Source organism: Brachybacterium sp. J153, assembly GCF_036311905.1.
Classification (GTDB): domain Bacteria; phylum Actinomycetota; class Actinomycetes; order Actinomycetales; family Dermabacteraceae; genus Brachybacterium.
Map to the genome: position 1 here is coordinate 69,253 of NZ_JAZDCH010000006.1, position 17,123 is coordinate 86,375.

Annotated in this window: 17 protein-coding genes; 6 read left to right on the top strand and 11 right to left on the bottom strand. The window is 71.6% G+C overall.

Going from position 1 to position 17,123, the window contains the following annotated elements:
- Positions 1-115: 115 nt before the first annotated feature.
- From V1258_RS03945 to V1258_RS03960, 4 genes are all read right to left on the bottom strand, one after another.
- Positions 116-649 (bottom strand): transcription antitermination protein NusB, encoded by a 534-nt coding sequence (locus V1258_RS03945; protein ID WP_329748454.1) that lies wholly within the window; start codon positions 647-649, stop codon positions 116-118.
- Positions 646-1,206 carry an elongation factor P gene (gene efp, locus V1258_RS03950; RefSeq protein ID WP_329746820.1) on the bottom strand — a complete coding sequence of 187 codons (561 nt, stop codon included), beginning with the start codon at positions 1,204-1,206 and terminating at the stop codon, positions 646-648. The genes V1258_RS03945 and efp overlap by 4 nt, the downstream gene beginning before the upstream one ends.
- A gap of 76 nt (positions 1,207-1,282) precedes the next feature.
- Entirely contained in the window at positions 1,283-1,903 is a 621-nt protein-coding gene (locus V1258_RS03955; RefSeq protein ID WP_329748455.1) for a MarR family transcriptional regulator, read from the bottom strand.
- A 90-nt stretch (positions 1,904-1,993) separates the two neighbouring features.
- On the bottom strand, positions 1,994-3,598 hold the full coding sequence (locus V1258_RS03960; protein ID WP_329748456.1) for an ABC-F family ATP-binding cassette domain-containing protein: 1,605 nt from the start codon (positions 3,596-3,598) through the stop codon (positions 1,994-1,996).
- Between the two features lie 198 nt (positions 3,599-3,796).
- On the opposite strand from V1258_RS03960, the gene ald reads away from it, so the two are divergent.
- A complete protein-coding gene (ald, locus tag V1258_RS03965) occupies positions 3,797-4,912 on the top strand; it encodes an alanine dehydrogenase (protein WP_329748457.1) in 1,116 nt (371 codons plus the stop codon).
- Between the two features lie 157 nt (positions 4,913-5,069).
- Here ald and V1258_RS03970 read toward each other — a convergent pair whose 3' ends face one another.
- From V1258_RS03970 to V1258_RS03995, 6 genes are all read right to left on the bottom strand, one after another.
- Positions 5,070-5,402: a metal-sulfur cluster assembly factor gene (locus V1258_RS03970; protein WP_329746824.1), complete on the bottom strand. Its 333-nt coding sequence runs from the start codon at positions 5,400-5,402 to the stop codon at positions 5,070-5,072.
- Positions 5,403-5,493: 91 nt separating this feature from the next.
- The gene (gene sufC / locus V1258_RS03975; protein ID WP_329746825.1) at positions 5,494-6,255 is read right to left on the bottom strand and encodes a Fe-S cluster assembly ATPase SufC; all 762 of its coding nucleotides are present in this window, start codon (positions 6,253-6,255) and stop codon (positions 5,494-5,496) included.
- A 73-nt stretch (positions 6,256-6,328) separates the two neighbouring features.
- Positions 6,329-6,667, bottom strand: a complete 339-nt coding sequence (locus V1258_RS03980) for a non-heme iron oxygenase ferredoxin subunit (RefSeq protein WP_329746826.1) — start codon at positions 6,665-6,667, stop codon at positions 6,329-6,331.
- The gene (gene sufD, locus V1258_RS03985) at positions 6,667-7,998 is read right to left on the bottom strand and encodes a Fe-S cluster assembly protein SufD (RefSeq protein ID WP_329748458.1); all 1,332 of its coding nucleotides are present in this window, start codon (positions 7,996-7,998) and stop codon (positions 6,667-6,669) included. The genes V1258_RS03980 and sufD overlap by 1 nt, the downstream gene beginning before the upstream one ends.
- The gene (sufB, locus tag V1258_RS03990; protein ID WP_329748459.1) at positions 7,998-9,425 is read right to left on the bottom strand and encodes a Fe-S cluster assembly protein SufB; all 1,428 of its coding nucleotides are present in this window, start codon (positions 9,423-9,425) and stop codon (positions 7,998-8,000) included. The genes sufD and sufB overlap by 1 nt, the downstream gene beginning before the upstream one ends.
- The gene (locus V1258_RS03995) at positions 9,422-10,159 is read right to left on the bottom strand and encodes a helix-turn-helix transcriptional regulator (protein ID WP_329748460.1); all 738 of its coding nucleotides are present in this window, start codon (positions 10,157-10,159) and stop codon (positions 9,422-9,424) included. Before V1258_RS03995 ends, sufB begins: the two co-directional genes overlap by 4 nt.
- Before the next feature lie 222 nt (positions 10,160-10,381).
- On the opposite strand from V1258_RS03995, the gene V1258_RS04000 reads away from it, so the two are divergent.
- The 5 genes from V1258_RS04000 to map all read left to right on the top strand — a co-directional run bounded on the left by V1258_RS04000 (position 10,382) and on the right by map (position 15,107).
- Positions 10,382-11,476, top strand: coding sequence for a glutathione S-transferase family protein (locus V1258_RS04000; RefSeq protein ID WP_329748461.1), 1,095 nt, complete (start codon positions 10,382-10,384; stop codon positions 11,474-11,476).
- Between the two features lie 39 nt (positions 11,477-11,515).
- Positions 11,516-12,391, top strand: a complete 876-nt coding sequence (locus tag V1258_RS04005; protein ID WP_329748462.1) for an ABC transporter ATP-binding protein — start codon at positions 11,516-11,518, stop codon at positions 12,389-12,391.
- The gene (locus V1258_RS04010; protein ID WP_329748463.1) at positions 12,388-13,221 is read left to right on the top strand and encodes an ABC transporter permease; all 834 of its coding nucleotides are present in this window, start codon (positions 12,388-12,390) and stop codon (positions 13,219-13,221) included. The genes V1258_RS04005 and V1258_RS04010 overlap by 4 nt, the downstream gene beginning before the upstream one ends.
- A 75-nt stretch (positions 13,222-13,296) precedes the next feature.
- The gene (locus V1258_RS04015; protein ID WP_329748464.1) at positions 13,297-14,289 is read left to right on the top strand and encodes a COX15/CtaA family protein; all 993 of its coding nucleotides are present in this window, start codon (positions 13,297-13,299) and stop codon (positions 14,287-14,289) included.
- Complete coding sequence (map, locus tag V1258_RS04020) at positions 14,286-15,107, top strand: type I methionyl aminopeptidase (RefSeq protein WP_329748465.1); 822 nt, start codon at positions 14,286-14,288, stop codon at positions 15,105-15,107. The genes V1258_RS04015 and map overlap by 4 nt, the downstream gene beginning before the upstream one ends.
- A gap of 6 nt (positions 15,108-15,113) precedes the next feature.
- Here map and V1258_RS04025 read toward each other — a convergent pair whose 3' ends face one another.
- A complete protein-coding gene (locus V1258_RS04025; protein WP_329748466.1) occupies positions 15,114-16,979 on the bottom strand; it encodes a 1-deoxy-D-xylulose-5-phosphate synthase in 1,866 nt (621 codons plus the stop codon).
- Positions 16,980-17,123: the final 144 nt, after the last annotated feature.

A 17,123-nucleotide genomic window follows, 5' to 3' on the forward strand; every position in this document is an offset into this window, starting at 1 on the left:
CCGGTGCACGGACCCGTGCGAGCCGTGCTGCGCGGCCGAGTCTAGCTTCCGCCGCGGCGGCGCCCCGACCTCGCCCGCCCCTCGGACGGGGCGGGGAGGAGGGGCCAGGAGGTCCTCAGGACCCCAGGCCCCGGATGTCGAGCAGGCGCTGGAGCAGCCCGTTGACGAAGCGCGGCGAGTCGTCGGTCGAGAGCACCTCGGCGATCTTGGTGTACTCGCCGATGATCGCCCCGCGACCGGTGCTCTCCTCGCCGTACAGCACCTCGGCGCTGCCCAGGCGCAGGATCGCGCGGTCCACGGCGGGCATGCGGTGCAGCGGCCAGTCCCGCGAGTGGGTCTCGAGGTCCTCGTCGATGTCGGTCGCATAGGGCGCGTACAGCTCGACGAGGTCGCGCGAGCGCACCGGCAGCGGGGTCTGCGCCGCGGTGATCCGCAGCCGGTCCCGCAGCACGTCGAGGACGTCACGGCGCTGGGCGTCGGCCTCGAAGAGAACGTCCAGCGCGCGGATCCGGTCGCGCGAGCGCGCGCCGAGACGATCCGCGGGCGCCGGGATCGTGCGCTCGAACTCGACCTCCCCCTCCGTCACCGGGAGCGGGAGGCCGGGTCCCTTGGGGGCCTTGGCCCCCTCGGGGCGGGGGGCATCGGTCACTTGACGCGCTCGATGTAGTCGCCGGAGCGGGTGTCGACCTTGACCTTGTCGCCCTGGTTGAGGAACAGGGGCACCTGGATCTCGCGGCCGGTTTCCAGGCGCGCGGGCTTGGTGCCGCCGCTGCTGCGGTCGCCCTGCAGGCCCGGCTCGGTGAACTCGATGGTCAGCACGACCGAGGCCGGGAGCTCGACGAAGAGCGCCTCGCCCTCGTGGAAGGCGATGATGACGTCCTGGCCCTCGAGCATGAAGTCCTTGGCGTCGGCCACGGTCTCGCCGGAGACGTTGGTCTGCTCCCAGTTGCTGGGGTCCATGAAGACGTACATCTCGCCGTCGAGGTACGAGTACTGCATGTCGCGGCGGTCGACGGTGGCGGTCTCCACCTTGACGCCGGCGTTGAAGGTCTTGTCGACGGTCTTGCCGGACAGGACGTTCTTCAGCTTGGTGCGCACGAAGGCCGGGCCCTTGCCGGGCTTGACGTGCTGGAACTCGACCACGCTCCACAGGCCGTTGTCCTGCTTGAGGACCATTCCGTTCTTGAGGTCGTTCGTCGTCGCCATGGGTCTCCTCGGAAGTCGTCGGGGCGGCCCCAAGGATAGCGTCACGCCGCCCCGCTCCCCCGGGGCTCCCGGTGGATCAGCGCTCGGAGGTGAGGTCGATCATGCTGAGCAGTCGCTCGGCGAGCGGATGGGCGGCGCTCTCCTCCCGCCACCCTCCGGTCTGCACGGCGCGGGAGACGGTCTGCTGCGTGACGCCGAGGCGCTCGGCGAGCTGGGCCTGCGTGGCCATCGGATCCTCGCGCAGGGCCCGCACCGCCCGCCACTGACCGCGGTTGCGGGTGCGGACCATCCAGCCGATCAGGCGCAGCACGGCCTCGGCGTCCTCGACGGTGCCGGCCTGGCGCGGATCGGCGGCGCGCACGGCCACGGGCACGGTGGAGGTGACCTCCGCGGCGCGGAGGGCCTCGGCCGCGGCGGAGGCCGCTCCCCCGGTGAGCTCCCGCACCGAGGCGGGCAGCGGCGCGGGCACCGTCCCGATCCCGAGGCCGACGGCGAAACCGCCCGTCTCGAGGGCCCGCAGCAGGACCTCGAGGGCGATCTCGGAGCGCGGGGCCAGGGCGAGGACGTGCCATCCGGCGGTGCGCTCGGCCGGCAGGGCGAGCGGCAGCGGGGCGAGGGCCGCGAGCAGCGCGGGGACCGGGTCCTCGCCGCCGCGGCGACGGAGCGCCCGGGTCGCGGTCAGGGACAGCAGGTGCATGGCGGCCTCCTCCGGCACGGACGGCGCTCTGCCGCTGTGCCGGACGATACAGCGGAAACCCGTTGAGCTCTCGAGGGCGCGCCGGGCCGATCAGGCCAGCTCGATGAGCTCCATGTACGAGGCGTTCCAGAGGTCCTCGACCGCGTCGGGCATGAGCAGCACCCGCTCCGGGGAGAGCGCCTCGACGGCACCCGGGTCGTGGGAGACCAGGATGACGGCCCCCTCGAAGGCGGACAGCGCCCCCAGGATCTCGGCGCGGCTGGCCGGGTCGAGGTTGTTCGTCGGCTCGTCCAGCAGCAGCACGTTCGCGCTGGAGACAACGAGGGTCGCGAGCGCCAGGCGCGTCTTCTCGCCGCCGGAGAGCACGCCGGCCGGCTTGTGCACGTCCTCGCCGGTGAAGAGGAAGGAACCCAGGATCTTGCGCGCCTCGACCTCGGGCAGCTCATAGGCCGCGGTCATCATGTTCTCGAGCACGGTGCGCTCGAGGTCGAGGGTGTCGTGCTCCTGCGCGTAGTAGCCGACGCGCAGCCCGTGCCCGGGGAGGATCTCACCCGTGTCGGACTCGTCGGCGCCGGCGAGGATCCGCAGAAGGGTGGTCTTGCCCGCGCCGTTCAGACCGAGGATCACGACCCGCGAGCCGCGGTCGATCGCGAGGTCGACGTCCGTGAAGATCTCGAGGCTGCCGTAGGACTTCGAGAGGCCCTTCGCCATGAGCGGGGTCTTGCCGCACGCAGCGGGCTTGGGGAAGCGGAGCGAGGCGACCTTGTCGCTGCGGCGCTCCTCCTCGACCCCGTCGAGCATCCGCTCGGCGCGCTTGAGCATGTTCTGGGCGGCGACGGCCTTGGTGGCCTTCGCCCGCATCTTCTCTGCCTGCGCGGTGAGGGCGCTGGCCTTCTTCTCCGCGTTGCTGCGCTCGCGCCGGCGCCGCTTCTCGTCGTCCTCGCGCTGGCGCAGGTACTGCTTCCAGCCCATGTTGTAGATGTCGATGACCTGGCGGTTCGCATCGAGGTAGAAGACCTTGTTGACCACCTCCTCGACGAGCATCACATCGTGGCTGATGATGATCAGCCCGCCGCGGTAGGTCATCAGGTACTCGCGCAGCCACACGATCGAGTCGGCGTCGAGGTGGTTGGTCGGCTCGTCGAGGATCATCGTCGTCGCCTGCGAGAACAGGATGCGGGCGAGCTCGACGCGACGGCGCTGGCCGCCGGAGAGGGTGCCCAGCGGCTGCTCGAGGAGGCGGTTGGGGATGCCGAGGTTCGCCGCCATGCGCTTCGCCTCCGCCTCGGCCGCGTAGCCGCCGGCGGCGTCGAGCTCCGCCTCGAGGCGGGGATAGCGGTTCATCGCCTTCTCGCGCTTGGCCTCGGAGAGGGACATGTCCCCCATCTCCTCCTCGGCTCGGCGCAGACGGCGCAGCACGTCGTCGAGACCCCGCGCGGAGAGGATGCGGTGCAGCACCGGCTCGGTGTCGTCGCCGGAGTGGGTGTCCTGCGGGAGGTAGCCCAGCTCCCCGCTCACCTCGACGCTCCCCTCGGTGGGCTGCAGGGTCCCCGAGAGCACCTTCGTGAGCGTGGTCTTCCCGGCGCCGTTTCGGCCCACCAGCCCGACGCGGTCGCCGTCGGTGATCTGGAAGGACACCTCGCTCATGAGCAGTCGGGCGCCGACGCGGACGGCGAGGTCGTGCACGGTGATCACGGCGGGTACTCCTAGCGAGCGGGGGCGGCCCGGAGGAGGGCCGGATCGAGTCTAGGGCCGGGGCGGCGCGGGGTCCCGCCGATTCCCGCCGACGGTGCCGCGGACCACAGGGGATCCGACGCCCAGGAGCGCTCCGGGATGTCATCCTGGGTGCGTGGTCGTGACCACGGCCACGGAGGCTCAGCAGAGAGGCTGGACATGCGCATCGGGGTGCCCCGCGAGGTCAAGAACAACGAGAACCGGGTGGGTCTGGGGGCCGCCGGCGTCCACGAGCTCGCGATGCGCGGGCACGAGGTCCTCGTCGAGACCGGAGCCGGTCTCGGCTCGCGCGTGAGCGACGAGGACTATGTCGCAGCGGGCGCGAGGATCCTGCCGACGGCCGACGAGGTCTGGGAGCAGGCCGAGATGATCGTCAAGGTGAAGGAGCCGCTCCCCGAGGAGTACGGGCGCCTGCGGACGGGCCAGATCCTTTTCACCTACCTGCATCTGGCGGCGGATCGCGGGCTCACCGAGGCCCTGCTCACCTCCGGCACCACCGCGATCGCCTACGAGACGGTGCAGCTGCCGGATCGCTCCCTGCCGCTGCTGGCCCCGATGAGCGCGATCGCCGGACGGCTCGCGGCACAGGTCGGCGCGTACCACCTGATGGCCCCGCTCGGCGGCTCGGGCGTGCTGATGGGCGGGGTCCCCGGCACCTCCGAGGCGAACGTGCTGGTCGTCGGGGGTGGCGTGGTCGGCGAACAGGCCGCGATGATGGCGCACGGACTGCACGCGAACGTCACCGTGATGGATCTGAACGTCGCACGGCTGGGCCAGATCGCGACGATGCACCACGGCGGGATCCTCACCCGCTACTCGACCACCCTGGACCTCGCCGAGCAGGTCGAGCGGGCCGATGTGGTGGTCGGCTCGGTGCTGATCCCGGGCAAGCGCGCCCCGAAGCTGGTGACCGACGAGATGGTGTCCCGGATGAAGCCCGGCTCGGTCCTCGTGGACGTCGCGATCGACCAGGGCGGCTGCTTCGAGAACTCCCGGCCGACCACGCATTCCGATCCGACCTTCCGCGTGCACGACGCGGTGTACTACTGCGTCGCGAACATGCCCGGCTCGGTGCCGGTCACCGCGACCGCGGCGCTCAACAACGCGACCCTGCCCTACATCCTGCGTCTGGCCGCCTCCGGCTGGCGGGACGCGCTGCGGGCCGACGGCGCGCTCGCCCTGGGCCTGCACACCCACGAGGGTGCGCTCACCCATGCGGGCACCGCCGAGGCGCACGAGCTGGAGCTCACGGAGGCGACCACGGTCATCGGCTGACCCAACCGGAGGCTCCGCTGCCCCGCCCCCGCCCCGGGGGCTCCGCGGCCCCGCCCCGCCGCAGAAATGCCACAGACTTGGGGGAATTCTTCGCGAACTCCCCCAAGTCTGTGGCATGACCCGCCGGTCACCGCGCGCGGTGGGCGGGGAGGGCGGCTCAGAGGTTGAAGCCGATGGCGCGCAGCTGCTCGCGGCCGTCCTCGGTGATCTTCTCCATCCCCCACGGCGGCATCCACACCCAGTTGATGCGGTGGGACTCCGTGATGGGATCCAGCGCCGCGAAGGTCTGCTCCTCGAGCAGATCGGTCAGCGGGCAGGCGGCGGAGGTCAGGGTCATGTCGATGACGGCGCTGCCGTTCTCGACGGTGATGCCGTAGACGAGGCCGAGGTCGACGACGTTGATCCCGAGCTCGGGATCGATCACGTCCTTCATGGCCTCGGTGACGTCCTCGACGGTGACCGTCGAGGCCGGGGTCTGCTGGTCGGTCATGGGTCCTCCCGGTGGGGTGCGAGCGCTCGGCCCGCGGCGTGGGATGGGCTCCGTCGGTCCGGACGCGGCGGTCCGGACCGACGGACGGGGGTCAGCTGTCGGCGCCGACGAGGAAGCGGTCGTAGCCCTCGGCCTCGAGACGCTCGGCGAGCTCGGGGCCGCCCTGCTCGGCGATCTTGCCGTTCACGAAGACGTGGACGAAGTCCGGCTTCACGTAGTTGAGGATGCGGGTGTAGTGGGTGATCAGCATGATGCCCACCTCGGTGTTCTCCTTGGCGCGGTTGACGCCCTCGGAGACGATGCGCAGCGCGTCCACGTCGAGGCCGGAGTCGGTCTCGTCGAGGATCGCGATGGAGGGCTTGAGCAGCTGCATCTGCAGGATCTCGTGGCGCTTCTTCTCGCCGCCGGAGAAGCCCTCGTTGACGTTGCGCTCGGCGAAGACCGGGTCCATCTTGAGGTCGTCCATGGCGCCCTTGACGTCCTTGACCCAGGTGCGCAGGGCAGGTGCCTCGCCGTCGACCGCGGTCTTGGCGGTGCGCAGGAAGTTCGAGACGGTCACGCCGGGGACCTCGACGGGGTACTGCATGGCGAGGAAGAGACCCGCACGGGCGCGCTCGTCGACGCTCATCTCGAGCAGGTCCTCGCCGTCGAGGAGGACCTCGCCGGAGGTGATCTCGTACTTGGGGTGGCCGGCGATGGCGTAGGCGAGGGTGGACTTGCCCGAGCCGTTAGGGCCCATGATCGCGTGGGTCTCGCCGCCCTTGATGGTCAGGTCGACGCCCTTGAGGATCTCCTTGGTGCCCTCAGGGGTCTCGACGGTGGCGTGGAGGTTCTTGATCTCCAGGATCGACATGTGGGGTTCTCCTTGACCAGGAAGCTGGTGAATACGTGGGGCTGGGGTCGGGCGCCGCGGGGCACCCGGAGGATCAGGTGGCGGGGGCGGCGGTCGGATCCACGAGGATCGCGCCGCTGCTCTCGTCGATGCGCACGGGGAAGACCCGCACGGGCCGGACGGCCGGGAGCTGCAGGGGACGACCGGTGACGAGGTCGAACTGGCTGCCGTGCTTCCAGCACTCGATGGTGCACCCCTCGACCTCGCCGTCGCTCAGCGCGATCTCGTCGTGCGAGCAGAGGTCCTCGAGGGCGTGGACGCCGCCGTCCTCGTCGCGCACCAGCGCGATCTCGATGCCGCCGGCGACGACGTCGATCGCCTCACCGGGGTCGAGGTCGGCGAGGGCGGCGACGGGGACGAAGGCGTCCGACATCAGTTCATGCTCCGGGCGAGCTCGTCCTCGATCGCGGCCGAGAGGCGCTCGCGCACCTCGGGGACATCGATCTGCTGGATGATCTCCGCGAAGAAGCCGCGCACCACGAGGCGGCGGGCCTCGACCTCGGAGATGCCGCGAGCGCGCAGGTAGAACAGCTGCTCGTCGTCGAAACGACCGGTCGCCGCGGCATGCCCGGCGCCCTCGATCTCACCGGTCTCGATCTCCAGGTTCGGCACAGAGTCGGCGCGCGCCCCCTCGGTGAGCACCAGGTTGCGGTTCAGCTCGTAGGTGTTCGTCCCCTCGGCCGACTTGCGGATCAGCACGTCGCCGACCCACACGGACCGCGCGCCCTTGCCCTGCAGCGCGCCCTTGTAGGCGACGTTGGAGGTGCAGTTCGGGGCGCTGTGGTCGATGAAGAGCCGGTTCTCGAAGAACTGGCCCTCGTCGGAGAAGTACAGGCCGAGCTTCTCGATCTCGCCGCCGGGGGCGGCGTACTCGCCGATCGCGTTCAGGCGCACCGCACCGCCGCCGAGGGTGACCGCGACGTGCTTCAGGCGGGCGTCGCGGCCCACGCGGGCGTGGTGCTGGGCGATGTGCACGGCGTCGTCGTCCCAGTCGTGGACCGAGATGACCGTCATCTGGGCATTGTCGCCGACGACGATCTCGACGTTCTGCGCGTACTGCGCGGAGCCGGTGTGGTTCAGGACCACGATCGAGGAGGAGGACTCCTCGGCCTCGAGCACGAGGTGGGCGTTGCCGCGCCGCTCGGCGCCGCGCCCGGTGATGTCGACGCGGAACGGCGTGTCGTACGCGGCGTTCTTCGCGGCCACGAGGTGCAGCGCCTGCTCGGTGCGGGCGGAGGCGACGGCGGAGGTGCGGTCCTCGGGCACCAGGACGGTGCCGCGCGGCGCCTGACCGGGGGCCAGGACTCCCGGCTCCGGGGCGCCCTCGGGGACGCTCACCGCGTAGTCGACGGCGAAATCGCCCTCGCGGTCGTCGGTGGCGACGTCCTCGAAGAGCGGCGCGAAGCGGCGCAGCGGGGAGAAGCGCCACTCCTCGACGTCGCTGCGGGGCACGGCGTGGTCGGCGACCTCGAAGGAGCGCAGCCGAGCCCCGCGGTTCGCCGCGGCGTGCGCGGCGGACAGCCCCTGGCCGGGGAGGGAGAGGTTCTCCGCCTCCAGCTCGGGAGCGGCCGTGGTGTCGGTGCCCTCGAGGGCGGTTCCGGCGGCGACGGGGGCAGCCCCCGCCGCATGGCCCACGGCCTCGTTCGCGGTGGGGTCCCCGGCGCTCTCGGGGCCCTTCACATCGGTGACATCGGTCGAGGTCATCAGCCGACTGCTCCTTCCATCTGCAGCTCGATCAGGCGGTTCAGCTCGAGGGCGTACTCCATCGGGAGCTCGCGGGCGATGGGCTCGATGAAGCCGCGCACGATCATCGCCATCGCCTCGGTCTCCTCCATGCCGCGGCTCATCAGGTAGAAGAGCTGCTCCTCGGAGACCTTGGAGACGGTGGCCTCATGGCCCATCTGGACGTCGTCGACGCGCACGTCGACGTAGGGGTAGGTGTCGGTGCGCGAGATGGTGTCCACCAGCAGCGCGTCGCACAGCACGGTCGAGGCGGAGTGCTCGGCACCGGGCATGACCTGGACCAGGCCGCGGTAGGAGCTGCGGCCGCCGCCGCGCGAGACCGACTTCGAGACGATCGAGCTCGAGGTGTGCGGCGCCATGTGCACCATCTTCGAGCCGGTGTCCTGGTTCTGGCCCTCGCCGGCGAAGGCGACGGAGAGGGTCTCCCCGCGGGCGTGCTCGCCCATCAGCCACACGGCCGGGTACTTCATGGTGACCTTCGAGCCGATGTTGCCGTCGACCCACTCCATGACGCCGCCCTGCTCGACGGTGGTGCGCTTGGTGACCAGGTTGTAGACGTTGTTCGACCAGTTCTGGATGGTCGTGTAGCGGACGCGGGCGTCCTTCTTCACGACGATCTCGACGACGGCGCTGTGCAGCGAGTCGGACTTGTAGATCGGCGCGGTGCAGCCCTCGACGTAGTGCACGTACGAGCCCTCGTCGGCGATGATCAGCGTGCGCTCGAACTGACCCATGTTCTCGGTGTTGATCCGGAAGTAGGCCTGCAGCGGGATCTCCACGTGCACGCCCTTGGGGACGTAGACGAAGGAACCGCCGGACCACACGGCGGTGTTCAGCGCCGAGAACTTGTTGTCGCCCGAGGGGATGACGGTGCCGAAGTACTCCCGGAACAGCTCCGGGTGCTCCTTGAGCGCCGTGTCGGTATCGAGGAAGATGACGCCCTGCTCCTCCAGGTCCTCGCGGATCTGGTGGTAGACGACCTCGGACTCGTACTGCGCGGCGACGCCGGCGACGAGGCGCTGCTTCTCCGCCTCGGGGATGCCCAGGCGGTCGTAGGTCTCGCGGATGTCCTCGGGCAGTTCCTCCCAGGAGGTGGCCTGCTTCTCGGTGGAGCGGACGAAGTACTTGATGTCGTCGAAGGCGATCCCGGAGAGATCCGGGCCCCAGGTCGGCATCGGCTTCTTCTCGAAGAGCCGGAGCGCCTTGAGGCGGCGCTCGAGCATCCACTCGGGCTCGCTCTTGCGGGCGGAGATGTCGCGCACGACGTCCTCGGACAGACCGCGGCGCGCGCTGGCCCCGGCCGAGTCCTCGTCGTGCCATCCGAAGGCGTAATTGCCGATGGAGTCGATGATCTCGTCCTGTGTGAGCTTCTCTGGTGCGCTCGTCATGATGTCCTTCCCTCGGTGAGCGGAATATGAGTCGTGCAGACGTGGGCGCCCTGGGCCAGGGTGGCCAGGCGCTGGACGGGGGCCCCGATGATGCGGGAGATGAGCTCGGACTCGGCCTCGCACAGCTCGGGATGATCGGCCGCGACGTCCAGGACGGGGCAGCGGCCGTGGCAGAGCTGGGCCGTGACGAGCGTACGCGGGATCTCCCCCGGACGTCCGCCGGCGGTCGGCAGCGGGACGTGCAGCGGGCGCACGGTGGTGGCGTAACCGCGGTCGGTGAGCAGCTCGGCGAGCAGCTCGATCCGCCGCGAGCGGGTGATCCTCTCCCCCGCCGCTTCCCGGCGCTCGACCTCCGCGGAGAGCGCGCTCTCCCAGTCGGCGATGCGACGGGCGGCGAGCTGGGCGACCGCGTCCTCCCCGCCTCGGCGGGCGAGCTCGGCGACCGCGAGGACGGCGAGCTCGTCGTAGCCCCCGGGGAGCTTCTCGTGCGCCGCCTTGGACAGCACGAACGTCTTCGACGGGCGGCCACGGCCGCGATGGGCGACCGGGACCTCGTGCTCCTCGATCACCCCGTCGGCCTCGAGGAGGGCGAGGTGCCGACGCACGGCGGCGCTGGTGAGCTCGAAGCGCTCGGCCAGCTGGCGGGCGGTGATCGGCCCGTGCGCGGAGATCGCGTCGATCAGCCGGTCCCGGGTGGCGTGCGGCCCGGCGGGCTCCTGCTGGGGAGTCGTCATGTCCTCGGCGCCTCCTCCGTCTCGACCGTCGGCGACCCCACCGATTTTACAACAGGGAGCTTTCCAAAACCCTACTCCGTAGTGTGCCTCGAACCACCCAGGGCGCCCTTACCCGGGGGTGACGCGACCCTCCCCCAACTGCTACGCTTTTCAACTATATTGGGGGCAGGTCGTGGAAGCGGCCCGCCCCGCGCACCGCGCCGTCGAGCACCGGAGGGAACCATGAGCAGCACCGAGAGCCAGGCAGGGCACGAGGCCACCGCGCCCGAGAGCGGCGAGGAGCATTCGACCCGAGGCGCGTACGTGAGCACGGGAAAGCCGTTCGACCGCGACATGACCTACATCGATGATCGGATCACGCGCGACGGCCGCGACGGCTGGCCGGTCGAGGCCGGTCGCTACCGGCTCATCGCGGCCCGCGCCTGTCCCTGGGCGAACCGCACCCTCATCTCCCGGCGGCTCCTGGGCCTCGAAGGCGTGATCTCCGTCGGCATGCCCGGCCCCACGCACGACAAGCGCTCCTGGACCTTCGATCTCGATCCCGGCGGCGTCGACCCCGTGCTCGGCTACGAGCGCCTCCAGCAGGCCTACTTCGCCCGCTTCCCCGACTACCCGCGCGGCATCACCGTGCCCGCCGTCGTCGACGTGCCCTCCCGGGCCGTCGTCACCAACGACTTCCAACGCATCACCCTCGACTTCGCGACCGAGTGGACCGAGCACCACCGCGAGGGCGCCCCGGACCTCTACCCCGAGCACCAGCGGGAGGAGATCGACGCGCTGAACGCGTGGATGCTCCACCGCGTCAACAACGGCGTGTACAAGGTGGGCTTCGCCGGCTCGCAGGAGGACTACGAGCGCGAGTACGCCCTGCTGTGGGAGGCGCTGGACGAGCTCGAGGAGCGCCTCGGCCGCAGCCGCTACCTCCTGGGCCCCTCGATCACCGAGGCGGACGTGCGCCTCTTCCCCACCCTGATCCGCTTCGATCCCGTCTACCACGGCCACTTCAAGGCCAACCGGCAGACCCTCGCTTCCATGCCGAACCTGTGGAACTACACCAAGGACCTCTTCCAGACCCCCGGCTTCGGCGACACCGTCGACTTCGAGCAGATCAAGCGGCACTACTACTACGTGCACGAGGACCTCAACCCCACGCAGATCGTGCCGCTCGGCCCGGCGCTCGAGCCGCTGATGGCGCCCCACGATCGCGATCGCCTCGAGACCGACACCTGGGGGCCGGGAGGCACCGCCCCCGAGCCGCCGCTCGCGGCCGAGGTCGTCGATCCCGCGCACACGCCCCTGCACGTCGCCGGTCGCTGAGCCGCCGACCGACGACGGGGGCCTAGCATGGGCGGCGCCATGACCGACCATTCCCCAGCCCTCGTCGTCGAGGACCTCGCCCTTTCCTTCGGCCCCGTCCGCGCCCTCGACGGGGTCGACCTCGTCGCCCGTCACGGGCGGGTCACCGCGCTGCTCGGCCCCAACGGTGCCGGCAAGACGACCACCATCTCCTGTGCGACGGGCCTGCTGCGGCCCGCGGGCGGGACCGTGCGGGTGCTCGGGGTCGACCCCTGGCGCTCCACCGCCGAGCATCGCGCGCAGGTCGGCGTGATGATCCAGGACGGAGGGCTCACCTCCGGGGCGCGCGCCCTCGAGCTCCTGCGCTACGGGGCCTCGCTGCACGCCCACCCCCTCGACATCGACGAGGTCGCCGAGTACCTGGGGATCACCGACTTCGCGGACACCCTCGTGCGCCGTCTCTCCGGCGGTCAGCGCCAGCGGCTCGCCCTCGCGCTCGCGATCATCGGGCGGCCCCGCCTCGTCTTCCTCGACGAGCCGACGGCGGGCATGGACCCCGAGATCCGACGCCGCGTGCGCACCCTCGTGCGCGGCCTCGCCCATCAGGGCACCGCCGTGGTCCTCACCACCCACCTGATGGAGGACGTGGTGGGGCTGGCCGACGAGGTGTGCGTGATCGCGCGGGGCCGCACGGTGGCCGCCGGGACGGTCGCGGAGGTCATCGAGGACCACCGCGGCTCCGGCGCCGACGGGTCGGTGACCGCCCGGCTGAGCGGCATCGCCCCCACCGCCCGGGCGACCCTCGAAGAGGATCTCCGCGCGCTCGCCGCCCGCCACGGCGCGCGACTCGAGATGGGCGCCGCCGGGGCGGCGGACCTCGAAGCGGTGCTCCTCGACCTGACGTGCGCCGCGCCGACGACGGAGGAGATCCGATGACCGCCCCCGACCTCTCCGCCGACTCCCGGGCGGGCGATCCCGCCTCCCCGACCTCCCAGGCCCCGTCGAACGCCCCGTCCTCCGGCCCGGCACCGGCCCCGAGACTTCGCCGTATCCTCGCCCATGCGCGTCTGGAGGCGCGCACCCTGCTGACGAACGGCGAACAGCTGATGGTCGCCATCGCCGTCCCGGCCTTCGTGCTGATCGGTCTGCGGCTGCTGCCCGTCGGCCGGCTCGAGGGTGTCGCCCCGATCGACACCGCGGTCGCTGCGACTCTCGCGACGGCGCTGGTCTCGACCTCCTTCACCTCCCAGGCGATCCAGACCGGCTTCGACCGGCGCAACGGCGTGCTGCGCTGGGTCGCCACCACCCCGCTCGGCCGGGACGGCTATCTCGCCGGGAAGGTGCTGGCGACCCTGCTGGTGCACGTGCTGCAGGGAGCGGTGCTCGGCCTGCTCGCTCTGGCCCTGGGCTGGCGTCCGGAGCTGTGGGGACTGCTCGCCGCCCTTCCGGTGTGGCTCGTCGGCACCGTGGCCTTCGGCGCCCTCGGCCTGCTGCTCGCGGGTCGGCTGCGCACCGAGGGCGTGCTCGCCGCCTCGAACCTCGTCTTCGTGCTGTTCGTGGTGGGAGGCATCTCCTTCCCGGTCGCGCAGTACCCCCGTTTCCTGCGCGGCCTCGTCGACCTGCTCCCCTCGGGCGCTCTCGGCGAGCTGCTGCGGGCCTGCCTCGCGGGCTCCCCGTTCTCCGTCGGCTCCGCGCTCGTGCTCGTGATCTGGGCCGTGGGCGCGAGCCTCGCGGTGATCCGCTTGTTCCGCTGGACGGACGCCTGAGGGCTCGTCCGACGTGCCCCGGGTCACCGCGCGGGGCACAGCGGATCCACGGGCGGGCTCCCTAGAATCGAGGGCATGCCCTCCGCCCCCGTCGCCCCCGCGGCTGCCGCGCGCGCTCCCGAGCGCCACGGCAGCGTGACCACCCTTCCCGACGCCCGGTTGGACTGGGGGCCGCGCCGCCGGGCCCGTCTCGCCCAGGTCGTGTTCTGGGGGAACCTGATCAGCCAGATGGGCATCATCCTCTCGGGCGGAGCGGTGCGGCTGACGGGCAGCGGACTGGGCTGCTCGACGTGGCCCAACTGCGAGCCGGGCACTTTCACGCCCGAGCTGACCCTCGAGTCGGGGATCCATCCCTTCGTCGAGTTCGGGAACCGGATGCTGACCGGCGTGCTGTGCGTCTTCGCCGCGGCGCTGCTGCTGGTGACCTGGCGGTGGCTGTCCCACAAGGGCGTCGGCTTCCGTCGCCTGGCCTGGGTGCCGCTGCTCGGCACGATCCTGCAGGCGCTGATCGGCATGGTGGTGGTCTTCGCCGACCTCCACCCCGGGGTGGTCAGCCCGCACTTCCTGATCTCCCCCGTGCTGGCGGCGACCTCGATGGTGCTGCTCGTCCGGCTCTACGACGGAGACGGCCCCGTGCGCCGGGCCGTGCCCCGTGCAGCGGTGTGGATCTACGTCCCCCTCGCCGCGGTGGGCTTCCTGGTGCTGGTCCTCGGCACGATCGTGACCGGCACCGGGCCGCATTCGGGCGATGCCGGGGACGTCACCCGGATCATGCTCGACCCGGTGCTGATCTCCCGGGTGCATGCGCTCTCGGTCTACCTCTTCTGCGCCCTCCTGATCGCCCTGCTCGTGGTCCTCGTCCACACCGGAGCCCGCCGCGAGGCCCGGGTCGCCGCGTGGTGGCTGCTGGGCATGACCTTGATCCAGGGCGTCATCGGCTACGTCCAGTACTTCACCGGGCTCCCCGAGATCGTGGTCTTCCTGCACCTGATCGGGGCCGCCCTCTTCGGTGCCGCCATCGCCTGGGTCGGGGCACGGCTCGTCACCTGGCAGGAGGCGACGGCATGATCCTCGGTCGCCGCCGTCGCTCCTCCACCGCCGAGCTGCCCACCCTCGAGCAGGCCCGGCCCGCCGGCGAGTTCGTGGCCTCGGTGCTCTCGCACCTTCGGGAGACCGTCGAGGTCGGATGGAACCTGCTCGAGGTCGACGCCGAGGCGCACCGCCTGATCCGCGAGGCGGGGGCGACGAGCTGCTATCTCGACTATCACCCGGCCTTCGGCGCCTCCCCCTTCGGGTACGTCATCTGCACCTCGCTCAACGATGGCGTGCTGCACGGACGCCCCTACGACCGGGTGCTCGAGGACGGCGACCTGCTCTCCCTCGACTTCGCGGTCTCGCTCGAGGGCTGGGTCGCCGACTCCTGCCTGACGATCCCCGTCGGCACCCCGCGGGAGGAGGACCTCCAGCTCATCCGAGACACCGAGCAGGTGATGTGGGCCGGGATCGACCAGGTCACCGCCGGGGCGACCGTGGGCGACATCGGGAACGCGGTCATGCACCGGGCCCACGCGCTGGGCTACACAATCAACGACCGCTTCGGTGGGCACGGCGTGGGCCGCACGATGCACGAGGCTCCGTTCGTCCCGAACCACGGCACCCCCGGCTCGGGCGCCGAGCTGGTCGCCGGGCAGCTGATCACGGTCGAGCCCTTCCTCGTCCCGACCACCTCGGAGCTCCGGGTCGACGAGCGCGACGGCTGGACCCAGCTCTCCGCCGACGGGTCCCGCGGCGCGCACGCCGAGCACACCCTGCAGGTCACCGACGGGGCGCCGATCGTGCTCACCGGCCGGGCGGACGACCCCTCCCCGCGCAGCTCGCTGGGCTGAGCGCGCTCAGCCGAGCACGGCGCGCAGGGTCGCAGCGATCCCGTCGGCGTCGAGGCCCTGAGCGGACAGGATCTGGTCGCGCTTGGCATGGGCGATGAACTCCCCCGCGACGCCCAGGGTGCGCACCACCGGAGCGGGATGCGCGAGGGTCGCACGGGACTGGAGCCGCACGGCGAGAGCCGCCCCGACGCCGCGCTCGGCGAGGCCGTCCTCGAGGGTGACGACGGCGCGGGCACGACCGGCGAGGTCCAGGAGAGGGTCCTGGAGCGGCAGGGCCTGCACGGGATCGATCACCAGGACGTTGAGGTCCGTGCGCTCGGCGAGCAGTTCCTCCGCGGCCTGGACGGCGCGGGGTGCGAGGGCGCCGATGCTGACCAGCAGCAGGTCCACCGGCGCCTCGTGGTCGCCGGCGAGCACGTCACCCGCGGGGATCCGCGTGCGGGCCGGCTGGACGGGCGGGCAGGCGCCCTTCGGGAAGCGGATGATCGACGGCCCCGGGGTGCCGAGCGCGGCGGGGACCGCCTCCTCGAGCCGCTCGGCATCGCGCGGCGCCCACAGCGACAGACCGGGGACCTGGGTCGCGAGGGCGAGGTCCCAGATGCCGTGATGGCTGGGGCCGTCGTCGCCGGTCACGCCGGCGCGATCGAGGGTGATCACGACGTCCTCGCGGTGCAGGGCGAGGTCCAGGAGCAGCTGGTCGTGGGCACGGTTGAGGAAGGTCGCGTAGAGGGCGACCAGCGGTCGGCGCCCGCCGGCCGAGAGGCCCGCCGCGGTGTCGAGGGCGAGCTGCTCGGCGATGCCCACGTCGAGGACGCGTTCGGGCATCTCCCGCTGCATCGGGGTGAGGCCGACGGGGTCGATCATCGCGGCGCTGAGGGCGACCACGCGCTCGTCGGCGCGGGCGGCGTCGAGCACCGCTCGTCCCAACCGGGCGGTCCAGGTGTCTGCGGCCCGGGCGGCCTCCTCCTGCTCCTCGAGGGCGAACGGGCCGGTGGAGTGCCACTGGTCGACGAGGTCGGACTCGGCGCGGGCGAAGCCGGCGCCCTTGCGGGTCACGACGTGGACAAGCACTCCGGCGCGGTCCTCGGCCTCGGCCAGGACCCGGGCGCGGGTGAGCGCCTGCGCGAGCGCTCCGAGGTCATGACCGTCCACGGGGCCGACGTAGCCCAGCCCGAGGGCGGTGAAGACGTCCTCGCCCGGGGCGACGTCCCCGGCGCGGAGCGCCGCGAGATGCGCGGCGAGACCTCCGACGGTCGGGGCATAGGAGCGCGTATTGTCGTTCAAGACCACGACGGTGCGGGAGCCGCGGTCCGTGGCGAGCTCGTTGAGCGCCTCGAGTCCGACGCCGCCCGTGAGCGCCCCGTCGCCGATCACGGCGACCGTCGCCCCGTCGACCCCGGCGAGCCGATGAGCGCGGTCCAGACCGTGAGCCCAGGCGATCGACCCGGAGGCGTGGGAGTTCTCGACCACGTCGTGCGGGGATTCGGAGCGATCCGGATAGCCCGAGACGCCGCCGGCGCTGCGCAGGCCGGAGAGGTCGGCACGACCGGTGATCATCTTGTGCACGTAGGCCTGATGCCCGGTGTCGAAGACGATCGGCTCGGCCGGTGAGCGGAACTCGCGGTGGAGGGCGATCGTCAGCTCGACCACGCCGAGGTTCGGTCCCAGGTGTCCGCCGGTGCGCGAGCAGATCTCGAGCAGGCGGCGACGGAGGGTGCGGGCGAGACCGGGGAGCCGGTCGGCGGGGAGCCGACGGAGGGCCTCCGGGTCCGAAGGGATCGGTACGTCGACGGGTGCCGCGGCGGCCGACGACTGCGGTGTCGTCCGGGGGCGCGGAGGTCCGGTGAGGGAGCGCTGCTGAGTGGTGGGCACGCGCGGTCCTCCCTGGGGTGCGGGGGCGGGACTCGCTCAGAATACGTCGTGCTGACCTGGATCGACGGCCGACATGGTCACATCCGTGCACATCTTCACCGGGGTTTCACGGTCACCGTCCGGCGTCTGCAATGGCGTGCAGAT